Origin of the sequence: Bacillus sp. YC2, assembly GCF_019891195.1 — a bacterium.
In the GTDB taxonomy this organism is placed as follows: domain Bacteria; phylum Bacillota; class Bacilli; order Bacillales; family Bacillaceae; genus Bacillus.
This window is the reverse complement of record NZ_JAHXDO010000001.1, coordinates 129,310-147,904: the sequence shown is the minus strand read 5'-3', so window position 1 is coordinate 147,904 and position 18,595 is coordinate 129,310. Positions and strand designations below refer to the sequence as shown.

Below are 18,595 nucleotides of genomic sequence, written 5' to 3'. Positions count from 1 at the left end.
ATCATGATGACGTACATAGGCAGATTATCAATTTTAATGCTTAATATGTTTATAGCAATGCTTGGAATCGGGCTGATTATTCCGATAATGCCTGCATATATAACGGAATTCGGAGCAACAGGGAGTACGATGGGCCTTCTTGTCGCGGCGGCGGGGGTTACACAGCTCTTATTTGCGCCTATTGCCGGGGAAATAACCGACAAATACGGACGGCGAAAACTGATTATATTCGGCATTGCAGCGTTTGCGGTGTCGCAATTGATATTTGCATTTGCCGGCAGTCTGTGGCAATTGTTTGCGTCCAGGCTCTTGGGCGGGATGGGCGCCGCATTTTTAATGCCGTCCATGTTTGCGTACATCGCGGATATTACGACGGAAGAAGAGCGGGGCAAAGGAATGGGGCTGTTCAGTGCGGCGATGACACTCGGAGTCGTGATCGGCCCGGGAGTCGGCGGCTACTTAATTCATTACGGCATGTCCGTTCCGTTCATTGTGTCCGCAATTCTTGCTTGTTTTTCAACGGTGCTCTCATTTTTCTTTCTGCCCGAGACGCTGGACCGGGAAAAGCAGCTGGAAGCCCGCGCGAAAAGAGAAAAGCGTGAACATCTGCTGAAACAAATGTCACGCGCGCTCAAATCGCCATTTGCATTTATGCTGATTTTGGTTTTTGTGCTTAACTTCGGCATTATGAACTTTGAATCGATTTTCGGCCTTTATGTTGATCATAAGCATGGGTTTAAAGCGTCTGACATTGCTTTCATTATTACGGTTGCCGGCCTTATCGGCGTTTTTGTGCAGGCTGTCGGCGTCAGTTTTCTCGTCCGCAAGTTCGGTGAGAAACGTGTCATTAACGCCACCCTTATCGGAGCAGCTGCCGGACTCGTATGGTGCCGGTTTGCCGGTTCATATTGGACAGTGTTTGCGGCCGCTATCTTTTTTCTTATGCTGACGTCTCTGCTCCGGCCGGCAGTCAATACGATGCTGTCAAAGCTAGCTGGTGATCAGCAGGGCTTTGCCGGCGGGATGAATACTTCATTTATCAGCTTGGCAAATATCGCCGGACCGTCAGCAGCCGGTTTTCTCTTTGACGTTAATATGGAGATTCCGTATATGCTTGGTGCGGCCATTCTTGTCATCAGTTTTTTTGCTGCATTGAGCTGGAGCAGAAAAGAACAAGCCCGGCCATTTACGCAAGAAGGATAATCGAAAGCCTCCGGAGAGCCGGGGGCTTTTTCGTTTTTCTCTAATTTCAGTCGTTTGATTGAAAAAAGCCCCTTACAGTGTAAAGGGTTATTCCAGGGTTTTTATGTATTCACTTTATTATAAAATAAAAGGGGTACCAATGACCCCTTTTATGTTTAATATAATGCCGCTCCTAAATCATAAGGAATGACTTTTTCATTTGTATGTTATCGGGCATTCACCTAGGATATTTTTAGTGAAACAACTTCTCATTACAATCATAAGAGCCCGGCTATATTGGCAGCAGGCTCTTATCACATGTGACATTATTTTTTTGTATAACGCACCCAGTCGTAATGAGCGTATAGCGGTGTTACACCATTGTAGGAACCGAGCCATTCATCGACACCCGTACCATTCCACAAGTTCATCATGATCTTTCCTGGTGTTGTCGGAATTTGGCTTGTCGCAGTATGTTTTAATTGCCCATCGACATACCATTTAATAGAGTTTGGCTGCCAATCGAACGCATACGTATGATAGGCATTGGCAGCATCAAATCCGAGATCCACAATCTTCTCATGGTTTCCTGCACCATTTGTATAATAGTTAAATTGAACCTTTGTTGTGTCTTTTCCTAAAAATTCGATATCAATCTCATCCCAAGGAGTTCCTTCCGTTGGACCTGTGTAAGTGAAGAACGATGAAACGATCCCTGCGTTTTTAGCTGGTTTCATTCTGACTTCATAAAGCCCATAGCCATATGTTTGAACAGAGCGGTTTTCCCCGCAATCAAACTTGTTATAAGATGGGCTTGTTAGCGCCAAACGCATTTCACCTAATGATGTCATTGATACGTTATTAGCACGCCAAGTGCAGTCGAACATATTTCCATTCGAATAACCATTTGCTTTTTGCCATAATCCGGGGTTATAGCTGTTAAAAGGGTCAAAAAACGATCCGCCTGTTTGAGCCGAGGCAGTAGAAGTGACTGCAGACAAACTCATAAACAATCCAGTGACAAGAAGCAACAACACTCGTTTCATAGGATAAGACATGTTGGCATCCCTCTTTCGAAAGCGTTTTCTTTATCGATCATACATGATTCTTTTAAAAGGGAACATCGGTCAAAATAATGATAATAACGAATCTTCTTATTAGAATCCTGTAAGTCCGAAGTATCTCAGTTATTCTGTCTAATATTGAAGATGACTCTTTGAAAGAAGAAAGCATGGGTTGATGGATGGGATTAGAATCAAATACGGATCAAAAGCGATATTGCGAGCTGTTTCTTATACGCCTGGAGGCACAGCATTGTATAGAGCAGGTTTGACAGGTGGACACAGATCATAAAAATAAGATGATAAAGCTTCAATGTGAATGAGCCTAAAATTGGCTCTTTTTTTCTTTCCAACTGCGATAACAAAACTAATATGTGATGGATAAATGGAGGGGAATAGCATTAAGCCTTACTTTATTAATCGGTGTACAAGCCATTGGATAAGCGCTATAAGTAGACTTGTTTTAGTCCTGTTCCATTACAGCTTGTAGAGAAAACAATGTCTTTCTGAAAGCTTTTTTGAGTTCATGAGTATTCTGAAAGCTTATAAGGCGTGAGGAGTCAGGCTCGGCAACCTCCGACTGAGAGACCGGGCTATGTCAAAGCGGGGACTGACCTGCGGCGGAATTTGAGGTGGCCCGGCGTTTCAGTAGTTCTCCTTTATATTTTCATTTTTGCAAATCGTCCTCAATGATCCTATCGATTGTAAAGAAGCACGGTATGGTCAAGAGAAAATAACATCTGGTGTATAACTCCAGGCTGTTAAACATAGTCTGGAGTATACATAATTTTGAAGATTAGGAGGAATATTGATGGGGGATTTATCAAACAGTGTTTGGGTTTGCCGCAGTTTTTATAATAGGACTGAACATCTGGAGGATGTGAATCAGCTCCTGTTTGGTGAGGGGAAATTTGTATTTGAATCTTCTAATGCTCCCCAAATCGTTAGAGGGTCCTTGACTTTGTCTCCTAAAAACAATTATCGCCTTACCTTAAAAGGATATTTAGAGGGAAGTCATGTCAGATGTCAAGGAAAGGGAATAAAAGGAACTCCGACAAGCGGCTGGGTTTATGACTTTATTGGTTACTTCATGCCTGAATGGTCAGGCGGTATAGAGCAGAAACCTGTTCTTGTTGGTTCATTAATCAGAACAGCACCTCATGATGGAAAATCTGCAGGAGAGACGGCTTCCTTTATTGCAGTCCAAAGAGACTTTTTGGAAGTTCGCGAAGTCATTCCGCTTCCGGATAAAGTGTTACATATGCTTGCATCTAGAAAGCATCGGCTGCATCATTTTATTTGGCATTCCATTAGGGATAATTGGTGTATACTGAGCGAGAAAAAAAGAAAGCAAGTTAGAGAAAAAGGCTGGCAGCCGGGAGAAAAATCTGATGAAAGGCCTTCAATAAACAGTACGGGCGCCCCTTTTATTCGTAACGGGTCTGGAGAAGATTTTTTGTACATGCACCGCAAAATGATTCAGAAGGTCAATTCAATGATGGACAAGCCTATTTTGGGGTGGCCTGAAATTCCGGCTCCGGGATCTTTAGATATTGACGCCATACCAGACAAACCAGTTTCAGAAGAGGATTTCCCATTAGGAAACCCAGATGGCTTTGCTGTTCCGCCGGCTTGGGACAGCAGTAAAGAACCATTAAATAAACGGATCAAGCATCTTAAGACTGATGGTTTCTATTGGTCACGGATGAAATGGTGGGACCGGGAATTTAAGAATCCGCAATACCTCAGCACCCTTACACTTGGGGAATTAGGATCTTTACTTGAATGGACCGTCCATAATGACATGCATATGCGCTGGAGTTCGGTTCCCAGAGATCCTATTTCGGGTGAGGCGCTGCCGGATGGAAGAAAAAACCCTGATGATTTAGATAGTAAATGGGATGCGCCTCATTATGACTTTTTGGGTGATCCTTATTCAGCACACGTCAACCCTGTTTTTTGGAGATTGCATGGCTGGATTGATGATCGTATCGAAGATTGGTTTCAAGCTCACGCAGCAGCTCATCCTGAAGAGATAGAACGATCAGAGATCAACGGCGTGAAATGGTTCAAAAAGGGAAAGTGGGTTCAAATTGCTCATCCTTGGTCAGAACCCTTACCTGGGCGCCTTGATGAAGAAGAAATGGAGAAGATCGTCCATATTTTATTTCGGGATCCAAGCTTATGCTCAAAAGAAAATGCTTTCACTCATTATTTTTAAAATAAATCAAATCATTTTAATGAAACACCAAACGAACTCTTTGTTTGGTGCTTGTTTGATTTTAGAAGAGCTGCAGCATACACGGAATATCGGAAAGATTGCATATGAACTTGAAGGCCTTGTTAGAGAAGGGTTTTAAAGCATCAATAAATGAATTCTTGGTTTTTCTTAGCATTAGCATGCGGTTTCGTATTCAGTCAGCAGCAAACACTCAAGATATGTTTCAAGTTGCTTCCGCTCGTCTTCAAACAAGCGCTGGAACGCGAATGGCGGATCGGCTCTGTGTATCCTTCAGGATCTCATCGACGACAGGATCGCACGTATGATTTTGAGATTGGAAGGTGACGTGAAGAAGCTATGCAAACCCATTAACATTCTGCACCCGATCAGGCAGATGAAGTGATGAATCGAAGGCGTTTCACGCTCGTGGAATACAGAACCGGCAATATCGCGCACCTTTTCTTCGCCAACATACCTCTCCGTATGCTTCGTCCTTGTTTACATAAGTCCAGCCGATATGTCAATAGACAAATAACGGCCGGCTGCTGTCGGGCAAGGAGGGAATGTCATTGGACACTATTTCTGAAACAATCGTATTTTATGAACGGATCTCTAATTAAAGTTTCTTTTGTGTCAGAGTATTAACTGGTGAGCCGCTGCATCCTCAGCGCGAGCCGCAGGCGCATCGTTGTCTCCGGATCTTTTAAACTTTTTCCGAGCAGTTCTTCGCATTTTTCTAAACGGTAGATCACTGTATTTCTGTGTACATACAGACGCTTGGCGGTCTCCGATATTTGGCAGTGAGTCTCCAAATAGACTGACAGCGTATGAAGCAGGCTTTGGTCTTCCTGCTGCCGGTCGGCCAGGCTCTGGAGGGTGGAGTGATAAAACTTTTTCAAATCCTCCGCCGGGAGCAGACGAAGAAGCTCAGGCACATCTTTAGCGTGATAGATTTGAATAAATCCTGCGCTTCTGGACAGGTGGCCTGACGAGAGCGCGTCTGAAGCTTCAGTAAAAGCATCGGGCACATCGATCAGCCGCTGGCAGATGTTGCTGACGCCAAAGGAAACCGTCCGTTTAAACTGCGCTCTGACCTGTGCTTGAAACTGCTCTAAAAAACTGATGACCGATGCGTGCATTTCATTCCAGCTGTCTGTCGCTTCTATTAAAAGAATACCGACGTTTCCTTTAATGAAGAGGTGAGGCGGAAATGGAAAAGCTGACAGTTCACCTTCGAGCAAATCAAACACATTGTCAGAAGCAAGCTGATTTTCGGTAAAGCTGATCGTTTTATCGTTTCGGTCAAGCTTGCCTGCAATGCACATGTATTTTTGATCCCAGCGGAGCCGGAATTCTTTGGCGCGGCTTTTGATTTCTTCATGGCCTGTGAACGAGCGCTCAATGAAATTACTGAAAAATTCATTGCGGGCCCGTCTGCTGAATTGCTTCAAGGCATTTTCTTTCAGCAGTTCAAAGGAAATCACATTGGCTGCCTGTTCGATCGTTAAAATCATGCCCTTATCGGCTGGCTGCACCAGCTCAGGCACGACCAAGAAGCCGGAGTTTTTTTCATAATGGAGAATCGGCAGGACAGAATATGCCTTCCGGTCGGACAGCATGGAAAAGCAGGTGAAGAAAGGGCCGGAAAGAGAATAAAGGGTATTTTTCAGTGAAGCTGTGTCAATGGATGTGTGGTGGGACGACGACATAAGTTTTGTATGCTGATCCAAGAGCAGCACAGGAAGCCGGAGAATGGCTGAGAGCTTTTTCAGCAATGATTGCAGGCCTTTGCCGCTCATAATATGGTTTGTGAATTTTTTATGGGCGTAAATCGCCTGCTGCAGTTCGTTTGAGCGCATATCAAGAATATGGCTCAGCGTGGCGTTGACGATATCTCCGAGCCTCACGTCCTCCGGAAGCTCAATAATCGGAAACTCATATTGATCTGCAAGCTCCGCAATATCTTTCGGAATCACATCGAGATAACGCTTCGTTTTAATCCCGAGCCCCGCGCAGCCCCGTTTTGCCATATGGCGGATTAAGTCTCTCAAAAGCTCCGGGCGGTCCTTCAAGTGATATGCCGTGGTGACGAGCAATTCGTTTTTATGTAAAAAATCAGCGATGTCAGGGGCGTCCATCATATTGACGTGCTGGACCTCCCTCCAGCCGCCGGACTTGCCTGCAAGTAATGATGCGCGGTCATAAGCGGGAATCTTCATCACATCATAAATATTCATTAATCATTCTCCTTTCCGGTTCTAAAGACAACCATTGGTTAATATGAATAAAAATCATGAAAATTTATAGCGGTTTTGCTGATGTCATACGAACATAGTAGCAGTAAACTGAAAATAATAGACGCATTTCGGTACAAAAACTGACACGAAAAATCGTCATCCTTACAGGGAGGAATATGAAATGGCCTATGATGTAATTGTAAAGGGTGCGAAGGCTGTAAGAAAAGATGGGGTCCAGCAAGCCGACATCGCCGTAAAGGACGGAGAGATTGCTATGATCGGCCCCCTCATTAATGAAAAATCGGACAAAGTGGTGCAGGCACACGGCATGTATGTGTTTCCGGGATCGGTTGACTGCCATGTGCATTTCAACGAACCCGGACGTGACGATTGGGAAGGCATTGAGACCGGATCGAATATGATGGCCGCGGGCGGCTGTACGACATATTTTGATATGCCGCTGAATTGCATTCCGTCTACGGTGACCGCTGAAAACCTGCTGCAAAAGGCGGAAATCGCAAGCCGGAAATCAGCGGTCGATTTTGCGCTCTGGGGCGGATTGGTTCCGGGGCACACGAAAGATATCCGGCGGATGGCAGAGGCCGGGGCCATCGGCTTTAAAGCATTTTTATCAAAATCAGGCACCGAGGAATTCCATTCAGCCGATGAGCGGACTCTTTTAAAGGGAATGAAAGAAATCGCGGCCTGCGGGAAAATTTTGGCCCTCCATGCGGAAAGTGATGCCCTGACCCGTTTCTTGGAGGCAGAGTATGCTTTGCAAGGAAAAATTGATGCGGACGCCTATGCTTCCTCCCGGCCCGAAGAAGCCGAATGCGAGGCCGTGCAGCGCGCCATAGAATATGCAAAAGCAACCGGATGCCCGCTCCATTTTGTACATATCAGCACGAAAAGAGCCGTGCTTTTGATTCAGCAGGCGAAAGAAGACGGCGCGGATATCACCGTTGAAACGTGCCCGCACTATTTATTGTTCAGCCATGAAGACTTCCGACGAAAAGGAGCGGCCGCCAAATGCGCTCCGCCGCTCCGTTCGGAAGCAGATAAAGAAGAATTGATCGATATGCTGGCCGCGGGGCTGGTTGATATGGTGTCTTCTGATCATTCGCCCTGCCATCCGTCCCTCAAACGCGAGGATAACATGTTTCTGTCGTGGGGAGGAATCAGCGGAGGCCAATTTACGCTGCTCAGCATGATTCAATTGGCGCTTGAACGGGGAATTCCTTTTGAAACGGTTGCCGAATGGACGGCGGCCGGTCCTGCAAAGCGCTTCGGGCTGACGAAAAAGGGCCGGCTTGAAGCGGGATGCGATGCTGATTTTACCATCGTGCAGCCGGAACCCTGCACCGTAACAAAAGAGACGATGTTTGCCAAACATAAACAAAGCTTGTACGAAGGCCATACCTTTCCTTACCGTATCGCTGCGACATACAGCAGGGGGCGATGTGTGTATCAGGATGGCCAAATTAAAGACAGCGGCGCCTCCGGAACATTTCTGATTCCATCTGAAAAAATTAAGCCGATCCTCTGACGGGGAGCGGCTTTTTTTATCGTTTTGAAAGCGGTTATCGTGGTATCTTTTTATAAAAAGGAGCAAATCACATTGTATGATCAAATCATGAACATATTAACGGCATCTTGGTCGCGAAAGACAAGCTCAAAATGGACTGAAGAATGCCCGGCCAAAGGCCAGTGCGGCGTGACGGCTCTAGTCATCCAAGATGTTTATGGCGGTGCCATTCTCAAAACCAAAACAGGAGACAGCTGGCATTTTTACAACCGAATAAATGGGGAGATTTATGATTTTACGGAAAGCCAGTTTCAAGAGCCGATCGTGTACCGGCATACCCCTTCTTCCAGAAGTGAAGCATTTTCGGACACCAATGAGAAACAATACCGGCATCTCAAAAAAGCATTCAGAAAAAACATGGAAAAGGAAAGAGAAAAACACCTGTGATAAACTAGGATGAGAGGTGAATGAATGTGATTTATATCGGACTGACGGGATGGGGGGATCATGACAGCATCTATCCGCCCAAAACAGCAAGCCAGCAAAAACTGCAGGCTTATTCATCCCACTTTCCTATCGTCGAACTGGACGCGAGTTTTTATGCCATTCAGCCAGCCCGCAATAATGAAAAATGGGTCAAGGAAACGCCTGAATCCTTTCAGTTTGTGATTAAGGCATATCAAGGAATGACGGGCCATCAGCGCGGCGATATTCCGTATGAAACGAAGGAAGACATGTTTGCGGCGTTTAAGCTGTCATTGACGCCGTATGTACAGCATAACAAGCTTGCCATGGTGCTGTTCCAGTTCCCGCCGTGGTTTGACTGTAAGAAAGAAAACGTCGCTTATTTGCGGTGGTGCAGACATCAGATGGGTGATATCCCATGCGCGCTTGAATTCCGCAATCGGTCATGGTTTTCGCCCCAATTTTATGAACAGACGCTTTCCTTTATGAAAGCGGAAGGCTGGATACACAGCATCTGCGACGAGCCGCAGATCGGAGAGGGCAGCATTCCGACCGTGCTGAAAGCAACTGATGAAGAGAAAACGCTAGTCCGGTTTCACGGCCGGAATAAGCAGGGCTGGATCAAACCTGACGGCGGCCAAAACTGGCGTGAGGTCAGATATTTATACCGCTACAACAAACAGGAGCTTGAAGATTGGACAAACAATCTTCAAAAGCTGGAAAAACAGTCGCGCAATTTATATGTGCTGTTTAACAATAATTCGGGCGGTGACGCTGCAGATAACGGCATGCAGATGCTTGAAATGTTAAATATTCAATATACCGGGCTTTCGCCGAAGCAGCTCGATTTATTCAGCTAGAAAAGAGGTTTCACGATACATGTCTTATCTTATTTTAATTTTACTGGGTTTTATCGCAGGAACGGTCGGAAGTCTGATCGGGCTTGGCGGAGGAATCATCATCGTGCCGGCGATGCTCTATTTAAGCACGATGACCTCGTTTTTTCATGACGTGACGCCGCAGATTGCAATCGGGACATCGCTTTTGGTGATTATTTTCACAGGGCTTTCATCAACGCTTGCCTATATGAAATATAAAACCGTTGATTACAAAAGCGGGCTGATTTTTTTCATCGGCTCAGGCCCGGGAAGTATCATCGGGGCGTATTTGTCTAAACTTTTTAATGCTCATACGTTTTCTGTCTGGTTCGGACTTTTTATGATTATCATTTCCATCACATTAATGCTGAAGGTGAAAGCAAAACCGGTCAATAAAGAGCATAATGGCATGATCCGCACGTATCAGGACGAATCAGGAGAGGTTTATACATATTCGTACCGTGTTTTTACCGGTATAGTGATTGCTTTTTTTGTCGGCTTATTGGGAGGTCTTTTCGGCATTGGAGGCGGCTCTCTTATGGTTCCGGCCATGATGCTGCTGTTTTTATTCCCGCCGAAGGTCGCAGTGGCGACGTCGATGCTGATTATTTTCTTATCCTCTGTGACAGGCTCCGTGTCACATATTGCAGAGGGTCATGTCAATTGGCTGTATGCGTTATGCCTCGTGCCGGGCGCTTGGTTCGGCGGAAAAATGGGCGCGTGGGTCAATAAGCGGGTGCAAACGAAAACGATCGTGCTCCTCATGCGGATCGTATTAATTTTGATCGGCTGTGAATTAATGTATCAAGGAATATTCAGCTAAAAGAATGAGGGAGAGATTGTATGTTGGAGAAGCTCCGTTTATATCATACGAATGATTTGCACAGCCATTTTGAAAATTGGCCGAAAATCGTACATTACATCGAACAAAAGAAAAAAATGCATGCAAGGGATGGGGAGGAAACACTCGTATTTGATATCGGGGACCACATGGACCGCTTCCAATTCATAACGGAAGCGACTTACGGAAAGGCGAATGTCGATCTGTTAAACCGCCTTGAGATTGATGCTGCCGCCATCGGCAATAATGAAGGAATCACGCTGCCGCATGATGAGCTGGCAGACTTATATGATCATGCCGCGTTTCCCGTGATTGTTTCCAATCTGTTTGATACGGACGGAAATCGCCCCCGATGGGCTGTTCCTTATCTCGTCAAAACGCTGAAAAACGGAATGACCATCGCCGTGCTCGGCGTCACGGTGCCATATTATCCCGTGTATGAAAAACTCGGCTGGGCGGTGACCGATGCTTCAGAAAGCATTAAAGAATCACTTGACGCAGTCAGAGGAAAAGCGGATATTATCATTCTTCTGTCGCATTTAGGCTTGATAGATGATCGGGAAGCCGCCGAGGAATTTCCCGGTATTGATGTTATTCTCGAATCACATACACACCATCTGCTGGCGGATGGGCAAACGGTCAACGGCGTCCTGCTGGCATGTGCGGAAAAGTACGGGAACTATGTCGGCTGCGTCGAGCTGACGATAGACGGTGAAAAGCGGTGCATCGTTCATAAACAAGCGTCGGTCGAAAAAATGTCGGAATGGCCCGGGGAATCCGAGGATACGAAGGCCTTTTTGAAAGAAAAGGAGCAGGAAGCTGAAAACATCCTTTCTGTGCAGATTGCTGATCTGAAAGAAGAGGCGGGCGTGAACTGGTTTGAGGAATCACCGCTCCCGCTGCTTTTGGCTGATGCGCTGAAAAACTGGTGCGGCTGTGAAGTCAGCATGGTGAACTCAGGCGTCATTTTGGGGCCGTTAAAGGCGGGACCTGTAACAAAGCTTGACTTGCACCGCATCTGCCCCCATCCGATTAATCCGGTCGCCGTGCGCCTTTCTGGCAAGGAACTGAAAGAAACGATCGGACAGGCTGCAGCAGAAAAAATAGAGCAGCTGCGGATTAAAGGACTCGGCTTTCGCGGGGAAGTCATGGGCAAGATGGTGTACGCCGGAGCAGAGGTGCAGACAGATGTGCTTGATGACGGTGTGACTCATCTTATCAATGTGAAAGTGAACGGAGAAGAAATCGTTGAAGACCGGATGTACTCAGTCGCGGTTCTTGATATGTTTACACTGGGAAAACTGTTTCCTTATATACGCGATGCAAAAGAAAAACAATATTTTATGCCGGAATTTTTAAGAGATCTCCTCGCCTGGAAGCTTGCTCAATAGTCGGAAAACCTGCAACAAGCCGCCCTTCTCATCATAAAGTAAGGAGAAGGGAGTGGCTGATTTGGTCAATATGACACCGATTTTCATAGATGGAACGCCGTTTACCGCCGTCACAATCCAGCTTCCCAAAACAAACTTTATGGCTGTCACGTGTGAATATGGATACATTATGTGCGGAGCGCTTGATATTGCCCTCTTAAACGACAAATTAAAGGAACGCGGCATTATTGCCGGCCGCGCCGTCGGTGTCCGCACCATTGAACAGCTTTTGGACGCCCCTTTAGAGTCCGTCACCTTTGCGGCAAAAGATCTCGGCATTCATGCGGGCATGAAGGGGAGAGAAGCGCTGCTGAAAATGGCAAAATAAATTAGCCCGGCTATTACTATGTCCCTCCTTACAAGCATACATTGTGATATGTAAGGGGGGATTTTCTTGCCTAGATACCGGGGCCCTCTTCGCAAGAGAGGGCCTTTGCCTTTTCGATATGTGATGCTTTTGTCGTTTGTCTTTTTCATCATATCGACTGCAATCAGCCTTTGGATGATCAACGTCTCGATAAAACCGGTGCTTATGAACATCGGAGAAATGGAAACAAAGCGTGTGGCGACAGAGGTCATTCAGGAATCAATTGAAGAATATATGTCCCATAGCGATAATGTGAAAGATATGGTGGATATGAAAACGGACGAAAACGGAAAAGTCACCACAATGGATTTTAATACTCAAGTGGTCAACAGTATGAAGACAAAGGTGACAAAGCAGCTCCAAGCCCATTTGAAGGAAGCGGAATCGCACAATAAGCAGCATGAAACAAAAAAAGACAGCAAAACCGCCGATAATATTATGATCAATATCCCGTTAGGGCAAGTCACGGGAAACAGCATTCTCGGAAATCTGGGGCCGAAAATTCCCGTCCGTTTTAATCTGATCGGTGACGCATTAACGGATGTAAAAACAAAAATTAAGCCGTACGGCATTAACAATGCCCTCATTGATATCAGTATTTTTGTGGAAATTAAAGTGAAAGTCATCATACCGTTTGCCAGCGAAACCTCAGTTGTCACAAATAACATTCCCGTCTCGATCAAAGCGATCCAAGGAGAGGTGCCGCAATTTTATAACGGAAGCGGCGGATCTGGCGTGACGCCTTCCGTGCAGCTGCCGAGTGAAAAACAGGAGAAATCCGGAACCGATAAAGGCAAATAAAAACACACAGCCGCTTTTTTCTTCCCGGCGGCTGTGTGTTCATTTTTTCTTGCGTATCTCGTTTCGTTCCCATGCCCTTAAATGCGGATACGGATCAAAGGACCACTCCGTCCGGCCGTTATCCTTATACATGCCGTAATGAAGATGCGGCGGAAATTTCCCCGCGGTGCCCGGCGGGCCGTAGCCGGAGCTTCCGACAGAACCGATCACCTCTCCCGGCTTGACGATCTGGCCTTTCTGAACCCCTTTTGCAAAGCCGTTCAGATGGGCAAAATAGTGATACGTATTATGAATGTCCCTGATGCCGATTCTCCAGCCTCCGAAGCGATTCCAGCCTTTCATTTCAACGATTCCGTAGCAGGTGGATCTGACGGGAAGCCCGTAATGGGCGAAAAGGTCCGTCCCTTCGTGAATCCGCCTCCCGCCAAAGCCCCGCGCGGCTCCCCATGTGCTCCGGTAGCTGTAATCCGTTTTAACGGGCAGCGGAAAGGCATGCTCTCCGAGATCAATGCGCCCGAACGTTTTGAACAATTTTATAAATTCGCTGATGATGCCGACCGTCTGATCCCGGCCGTAATAATTCCAGAGGCCGATGCGGATATGGTCAAGATCCGTCCCGAATGTCATTAAATAGTGCGCAAACGTATAAAGGATATCCTCGTCATTACTTACCTCGGCTTTTCCATCGCCGTCGCCGTCCAAGCCGATTCCGTCAAATACTTTAATACTGAGCGGCGCGTCATCCTTTGGATTTGGATTTTCCGGCCCGCTCCATATGTGATCTGGAATATAAATGCTGATGATTCCGGCTTTTTCAGGCAAGTCTTTTCTATTATCCCGAACGTTTTCTTCATATTGATCAACAGCTGCAAGCACGTACCAAGGAATCTGAGTGACCGCTTCGGCTTTGCGGTACAATTCCATCCGCTTGGCAAAAACGGAGTCAGATTGTTCTTTCCCGGCAGCAGCCGGGCAGAAAAAGGACAAAAGGAGAAGAACAGAAAACAGAACTTTCACAACATGATCTCCTTTCATATTGAATACAAATAGTTTGCGGCAACAATTCAATAAAATGTGAGTAATTCTCTTCCCTTGTCGAGAAATTTTTCCTATGTTAAAGTGACTAATGAATAGAAAACCGCAAGTTTTGCATCCATCGTGAAATAGAAATTTTTCGCACAAGAAAACGAATACAGGGATAATGGAGATGATGGGGAAATGGCGAAGAAAGACGAGCATCTGAGAAAGCCTGAATGGCTCAAAATAAAGCTGAACACGAATGAAAACTATACGGGCCTGAAAAAATTAATGCGTGAAAATAACCTGCATACCGTATGTGAAGAAGCAAAATGCCCGAACATTCATGAATGCTGGGCTGTCAGACGTACGGCGACATTTATGATTCTCGGGTCTGTTTGTACGAGAGCCTGCCGCTTCTGCGCGGTAAAAACAGGCCTTCCGACAGAGCTTGATTTGCAGGAGCCGGAACGCGTGGCCGATTCAGTCGCCCTGATGAACTTAAAACACGCCGTCATCACAGCCGTAGCGCGTGATGATCAGAAAGACGGCGGAGCAGGTATCTTCGCGGAAACGGTTCGCGCCATCCGCAGAAAAAGCCCGTTCACTACGATCGAAGTCCTTCCATCTGATATGGGCGGAAACTACGACAACCTGAAAACATTAATGGACACCCGTCCTGATATTTTAAACCACAACATTGAAACGGTTCGCCGCCTGACGCCGAGAGTCCGTGCCCGCGCAACGTATGACCGTTCATTAGAATTTTTACGCCGGGCGAAAGAAATGCAGCCTGACATCCCGACAAAATCAAGCATCATGATCGGTCTCGGGGAAACAAAGGAAGAGATTATTGAAGTGATGGACGACCTGTTGGCGAACAACGTAGATATCATGGCGATCGGCCAATATCTGCAGCCGACGAAAAAACACTTAAAAGTCCAAAAATATTACCATCCGGACGAATTTGCTGAATTAAAAGAAATCGCTATGCAGAAAGGCTTCAGCCACTGTGAAGCCGGCCCGCTAGTCCGCTCGTCTTACCATGCGGATGAACAAGTAAACGAAGCGTCTAAAAAACGCCAGGCCCAGGCATAATATAAGCCCCGAAAACCCAAAACGCCGCAGGTTTTGGGTTTTTGTGATGGTTTATTTTTTTCTTCATACACGGCATCTTGAATAAGGATCGGCTGAACCGTTAAACTGGATAGAAAAGGAATGAAAATTTCCTGTCCGCTCGATTCGCCTGATTTTGCAATTGATGGACAGAAGTCAATGAATTATGATAGTAAAGAGTGATAAAAGAGGTGAAGACATGATTCTTATTCAAAATGCCGAGTTTGAACTCGTTCATGATTTTAAAAACGGCTTTAATGAAGAAGCGTTCAAAGCCCGCTATTCAGACATATTAAATAAATATGACTACATTGTGGGAGACTGGGGATACAGTCAGCTGCGGCTCAAAGGCTTCTTTGATGACCAGAATCAAAAGGCAACCTTTGAAACGAAAATCAGCACATTAGACGAGTACATTTACGAATACTGCAATTTCGGATGCGCGTATTTTGTCTTGAAACGGATCAGAAAATAATACATGCAAAGGGGATGCTGTCACGTGTATTTTGTTGACAGAAATAAGATCGAACAAACACTCCGATTTTTCGAAAGCCAGCTGGCACTGTTTAACAGCCAGACGGATTGGCAAACCGAAATTGAAAAAAGGGCGCTTGAGCGCATCGGCCATCTCATGATCGAGTGCATTCTCGATGTCGGAAATGATATGATTGACGGCTTTATTATGCGTGACCCGGGCAGCTACGATGATATCATGGATATTCTTACTGATGAAAAAGTCGTAACGGAAGAAGACGGAAGCCGGCTGAAGCGATTGATTTCCTGCCGGAAGCAGCTGGTACAGGAATATCAAAAAGCTGATCACAAGGAGCTGTTTGCGCTCGTCACGGCAAACCTGGACGTGCTCCGAGCCTTTCCGGCACGCGTGAGAACTTACCTTGAAACGGAGCTCGGCCCTGTTTCCGCTTTTAAATAACAACGAGAAAGAAAATCCACAGGAGTGTTGAGCATGAAAGCATATAAAGGATATTTAATTGACTTGGACGGCACAATGTACAACGGAACCGAAAAAATCGAAGAAGCGTGTGAATTTGTGAGAACACTCAAAGCGCGCGGCATTCCGTATTTATTTGTGACAAACAATTCATCACGGACGCCGAAGCAGGTGGCCGACAAATTAATGAGCTTCGACATTCCGGCATCCGAAGAGCAGGTTTTCACGACAAGCATGGCGACTGCGCAGCATATCGCCCAGCAGAAAAAAGGCGCTTCGGTATATGTCATCGGCGAAGAAGGCATCCGCCGGGCGATTGAAGAAAACGGCCTGAGCTTCGGAGAAGAAAACGCTGACTTTGTCGTCGTGGGAATAGACCGCGGCATTACATACGAAAAATTGGCGACCGGATGCCTTGCCATCAGAAACGGCGCCCGGTTTATATCAACAAACGGTGATGTTGCCATCCCGACAGAAAGAGGGCTTTTGCCGGGAAACGGCTCGCTTACATCCGTATTGACGGTATCAACAGGCGTGCAGCCCGTGTTTATCGGGAAGCCTGAATCCATCATTATGGAACAGGCGATGCGTGTGCTCGGAACGGATATTTCTGAAACGCTGATGGTCGGTGATAATTACGCGACCGATATTATGGCCGGCATCAATGCGGGAATGGACACGCTGCTCGTTCATACCGGCGTGACGAAGCGGGAGCATATGGCTGATTATGACACGAAGCCGACGCATGCGGTCGATTCTTTAACGGAATGGCTTGAATATATGTAAGAAAAAAGGGGCGGCCGTTCGGCCGCCCTTATTCTGTATTTCTTGCGCGATGTGCCAGCCTGCTTGATGCCGCGGCGGCGATCGCTCCGACAATATCATCGAGAAAAGTATGACATTCGCCCGTTGACTTATCATTTAACCGTGCGAGGATGCCCGGTTTTTCCTTATCAATGTAGCCGTAGTTTGTAAAGCCGATGGAACCGTATATATTTACGATAGAGAAGGCGAGCACCTCGTCAACCCCATACAGGCTTTCATCAATCGCCAAAATGGTCTGAAGCGGCTCAGACAGCTTTTTTTGCTCGGCGAGTATGTCTAATTCAATCCCTGTTAAAATGGCATTTTGCACCTCTCGTTTTGCGATGACCCGGTTTACATTCAGCTTACATTCCTCCATAGTCAAATCGGGATGATATTGTTTCTGGAGAAAAAACACAAGCTCGGCAATATCGGCCACCTCTACCCCCCGTTCTTTTAACCGCGTTCTGGCGACGGCTTCCACCTGATTCAGCTGCTCTTTTTCTGACATTTGCTTCACCCAATCTTTTTTTACTAGTTTATACAACATCCGGTCCGATGTTTCTCCTCTCACCTTGAAGAATTACAATATGTATTCATAATTTCGCCGGTGTATGACTACGATGTGAATAGCCCCAATCTTACAGGCAGGTGATTATGATGAAAGACATCATTAAAGAAAAGTACGGCATTCAAATCAGGCATCTTTCCGTTTATCAGCGGTATCAGTGCTTTCAAACGCCGAATTCCTTTTTCCTCATCATTCCCGTCTCTCAATTTTCCCAATCAGAGCTGACGGAACTTTATTATATGAGTCAGTATTTACAAGAACAAAGTGACCCATACGTTTGTGTGTTTATCTTTACGAAGGAAGGGGAGCTGACCTTTGAACATGAGGGCAAAACGTTTGCGCTTTTAAAGGCGGCGCTCCCGGTCTTAAACCGGTCATTTTCTGTCGGTGCGGAGCTTGCCGAATTCCACAGAAAGGGCAGAGGCTTCCCGTACGAAGTGAAAGAAGCGGGCCGAATCGGCCAGTGGAAGGATTTATGGGGAAAGCGCGTGGATCAGCTTGAATCATTCTGGATGCAGAAAATCCGTATGTCCCCGCTTGAGCCGTTTGAAAAGAAAATGATTGAATCGTTTCCTTATTATTCGGGCTTAGCGGAAAACGCCATTCAATATTTAGTGGATACGGAGCTGGACGACAATCCCCAAGCCGAGGATTCGGGAACGATCTGCCACCAGCGGATGGAGCGCAGCACATGGTCAGAGGAATCATTAATCCGCATCCCGGGTGATTGGGTATTTGACCATGCGTCCCGCGACATTTCGGAATATATGCGCAGCACGTATTTATATCATCGCGACGATCTACTCAATAACGGATTTCAGTTTCTGCAGGAATATGAACAAATCACGCCCCTATCCTCCTTTTCCAAACGCCTGTTTTACAGCCGCCTCCTATTTCCGCTTCATTACTTCGAGACGGTGGAGAGCTATTACATTTCACCGGATTCCGAAAAGCACTTTTATGAAGAGCAGCTCGACTACATCCTTGCCGATTGCGGGCGGTATGAGCAGTTTTTACAAACGTGCCATGACATGATGAATGTAAGGTCAGCCCAGGTTTTTGTCCCGCCTGTAGCCTGGCTCGGAAAAGGAATCAGTTCGTAAGAAAATATTACACAAAAATATTTA

The 18,595-nt window shown here is 46.2% G+C and carries 18 protein-coding genes and 1 pseudogene; 15 read left to right on the top strand and 4 right to left on the bottom strand.

Annotation, left to right across the window (positions count from 1 at the left end):
• Positions 1-6: 6 nt before the first annotated feature.
• A complete protein-coding gene (locus KY305_RS00720; protein WP_223061598.1) occupies positions 7-1,203 on the top strand; it encodes an MFS transporter in 1,197 nt (398 codons plus the stop codon).
• Positions 1,204-1,508: 305 nt separating this feature from the next.
• Here KY305_RS00720 and bglS read toward each other — a convergent pair whose 3' ends face one another.
• Positions 1,509-2,240 (bottom strand): beta-glucanase, encoded by a 732-nt coding sequence (bglS, locus tag KY305_RS00715; RefSeq protein WP_223060925.1) that lies wholly within the window; start codon positions 2,238-2,240, stop codon positions 1,509-1,511.
• Between the two features lie 113 nt (positions 2,241-2,353).
• On the opposite strand from bglS, the pseudogene KY305_RS19830 reads away from it, so the two are divergent.
• Positions 2,354-2,535, top strand: a pseudogene (locus KY305_RS19830) (hypothetical protein); the annotation flags it as partial.
• A 519-nt stretch (positions 2,536-3,054) separates the two neighbouring features.
• On the top strand, positions 3,055-4,464 hold the full coding sequence (locus KY305_RS00705; protein ID WP_262417513.1) for a hypothetical protein: 1,410 nt from the start codon (positions 3,055-3,057) through the stop codon (positions 4,462-4,464).
• A gap of 641 nt (positions 4,465-5,105) precedes the next feature.
• Here the strand turns inward: KY305_RS00705 and KY305_RS00700 are convergent.
• Positions 5,106-6,701: a PucR family transcriptional regulator gene (locus tag KY305_RS00700; RefSeq protein WP_223060922.1), complete on the bottom strand. Its 1,596-nt coding sequence runs from the start codon at positions 6,699-6,701 to the stop codon at positions 5,106-5,108.
• A 181-nt stretch (positions 6,702-6,882) separates the two neighbouring features.
• On the opposite strand from KY305_RS00700, the gene KY305_RS00695 reads away from it, so the two are divergent.
• The 7 genes from KY305_RS00695 (at position 6,883) to yunB (ending at position 13,008) form a co-directional block, all read left to right on the top strand.
• The gene (locus tag KY305_RS00695; RefSeq protein WP_223060921.1) at positions 6,883-8,247 is read left to right on the top strand and encodes an allantoinase; all 1,365 of its coding nucleotides are present in this window, start codon (positions 6,883-6,885) and stop codon (positions 8,245-8,247) included.
• 72 nt (positions 8,248-8,319) lie between these two features.
• Positions 8,320-8,673, top strand: coding sequence for a YunG family protein (locus KY305_RS00690; RefSeq protein WP_223060920.1), 354 nt, complete (start codon positions 8,320-8,322; stop codon positions 8,671-8,673).
• A 26-nt stretch (positions 8,674-8,699) separates the two neighbouring features.
• Positions 8,700-9,551 (top strand): DUF72 domain-containing protein, encoded by an 852-nt coding sequence (locus KY305_RS00685; protein ID WP_223061597.1) that lies wholly within the window; start codon positions 8,700-8,702, stop codon positions 9,549-9,551.
• A 19-nt stretch (positions 9,552-9,570) separates the two neighbouring features.
• A complete protein-coding gene (locus tag KY305_RS00680) occupies positions 9,571-10,392 on the top strand; it encodes a sulfite exporter TauE/SafE family protein (protein ID WP_223060919.1) in 822 nt (273 codons plus the stop codon).
• A gap of 20 nt (positions 10,393-10,412) precedes the next feature.
• Positions 10,413-11,801: a bifunctional metallophosphatase/5'-nucleotidase gene (locus tag KY305_RS00675; protein ID WP_223060918.1), complete on the top strand. Its 1,389-nt coding sequence runs from the start codon at positions 10,413-10,415 to the stop codon at positions 11,799-11,801.
• 61 nt (positions 11,802-11,862) lie between these two features.
• A complete protein-coding gene (locus tag KY305_RS00670; RefSeq protein ID WP_223061596.1) occupies positions 11,863-12,168 on the top strand; it encodes a YunC family protein in 306 nt (101 codons plus the stop codon).
• A gap of 66 nt (positions 12,169-12,234) precedes the next feature.
• On the top strand, positions 12,235-13,008 hold the full coding sequence (gene yunB, locus KY305_RS00665; protein ID WP_223060917.1) for a sporulation protein YunB: 774 nt from the start codon (positions 12,235-12,237) through the stop codon (positions 13,006-13,008).
• A gap of 39 nt (positions 13,009-13,047) precedes the next feature.
• On the opposite strand, the gene lytH is transcribed toward yunB, so the two are convergent.
• Positions 13,048-14,025 carry an L-Ala--D-Glu endopeptidase gene (gene lytH / locus KY305_RS00660; RefSeq protein ID WP_223060916.1) on the bottom strand — a complete coding sequence of 326 codons (978 nt, stop codon included), beginning with the start codon at positions 14,023-14,025 and terminating at the stop codon, positions 13,048-13,050.
• Between the two features lie 201 nt (positions 14,026-14,226).
• Between lytH and lipA the strand changes: the two genes are divergently transcribed.
• The 4 genes from lipA (at position 14,227) to KY305_RS00640 (ending at position 16,879) form a co-directional block, all read left to right on the top strand.
• Positions 14,227-15,123, top strand: coding sequence for a lipoyl synthase (gene lipA, locus KY305_RS00655; protein ID WP_003222888.1), 897 nt, complete (start codon positions 14,227-14,229; stop codon positions 15,121-15,123).
• A gap of 217 nt (positions 15,124-15,340) precedes the next feature.
• Positions 15,341-15,616 (top strand): YutD family protein, encoded by a 276-nt coding sequence (locus tag KY305_RS00650; protein WP_003151928.1) that lies wholly within the window; start codon positions 15,341-15,343, stop codon positions 15,614-15,616.
• A gap of 24 nt (positions 15,617-15,640) precedes the next feature.
• Positions 15,641-16,075, top strand: coding sequence for a DUF86 domain-containing protein (locus KY305_RS00645; protein WP_223060915.1), 435 nt, complete (start codon positions 15,641-15,643; stop codon positions 16,073-16,075).
• A 33-nt stretch (positions 16,076-16,108) separates the two neighbouring features.
• Positions 16,109-16,879: a TIGR01457 family HAD-type hydrolase gene (locus KY305_RS00640; RefSeq protein WP_223060914.1), complete on the top strand. Its 771-nt coding sequence runs from the start codon at positions 16,109-16,111 to the stop codon at positions 16,877-16,879.
• Positions 16,880-16,907: 28 nt separating this feature from the next.
• On the opposite strand, the gene KY305_RS00635 is transcribed toward KY305_RS00640, so the two are convergent.
• On the bottom strand, positions 16,908-17,408 hold the full coding sequence (locus tag KY305_RS00635; RefSeq protein WP_223061595.1) for a phosphatidylglycerophosphatase A family protein: 501 nt from the start codon (positions 17,406-17,408) through the stop codon (positions 16,908-16,910).
• Between the two features lie 146 nt (positions 17,409-17,554).
• Here KY305_RS00635 and cotNH point away from each other — a divergent pair, with 146 nt between their 5' ends.
• Complete coding sequence (gene cotNH / locus KY305_RS00630; RefSeq protein WP_223060913.1) at positions 17,555-18,571, top strand: spore coat-associated protein CotNH; 1,017 nt, start codon at positions 17,555-17,557, stop codon at positions 18,569-18,571.
• Positions 18,572-18,595: the final 24 nt, after the last annotated feature.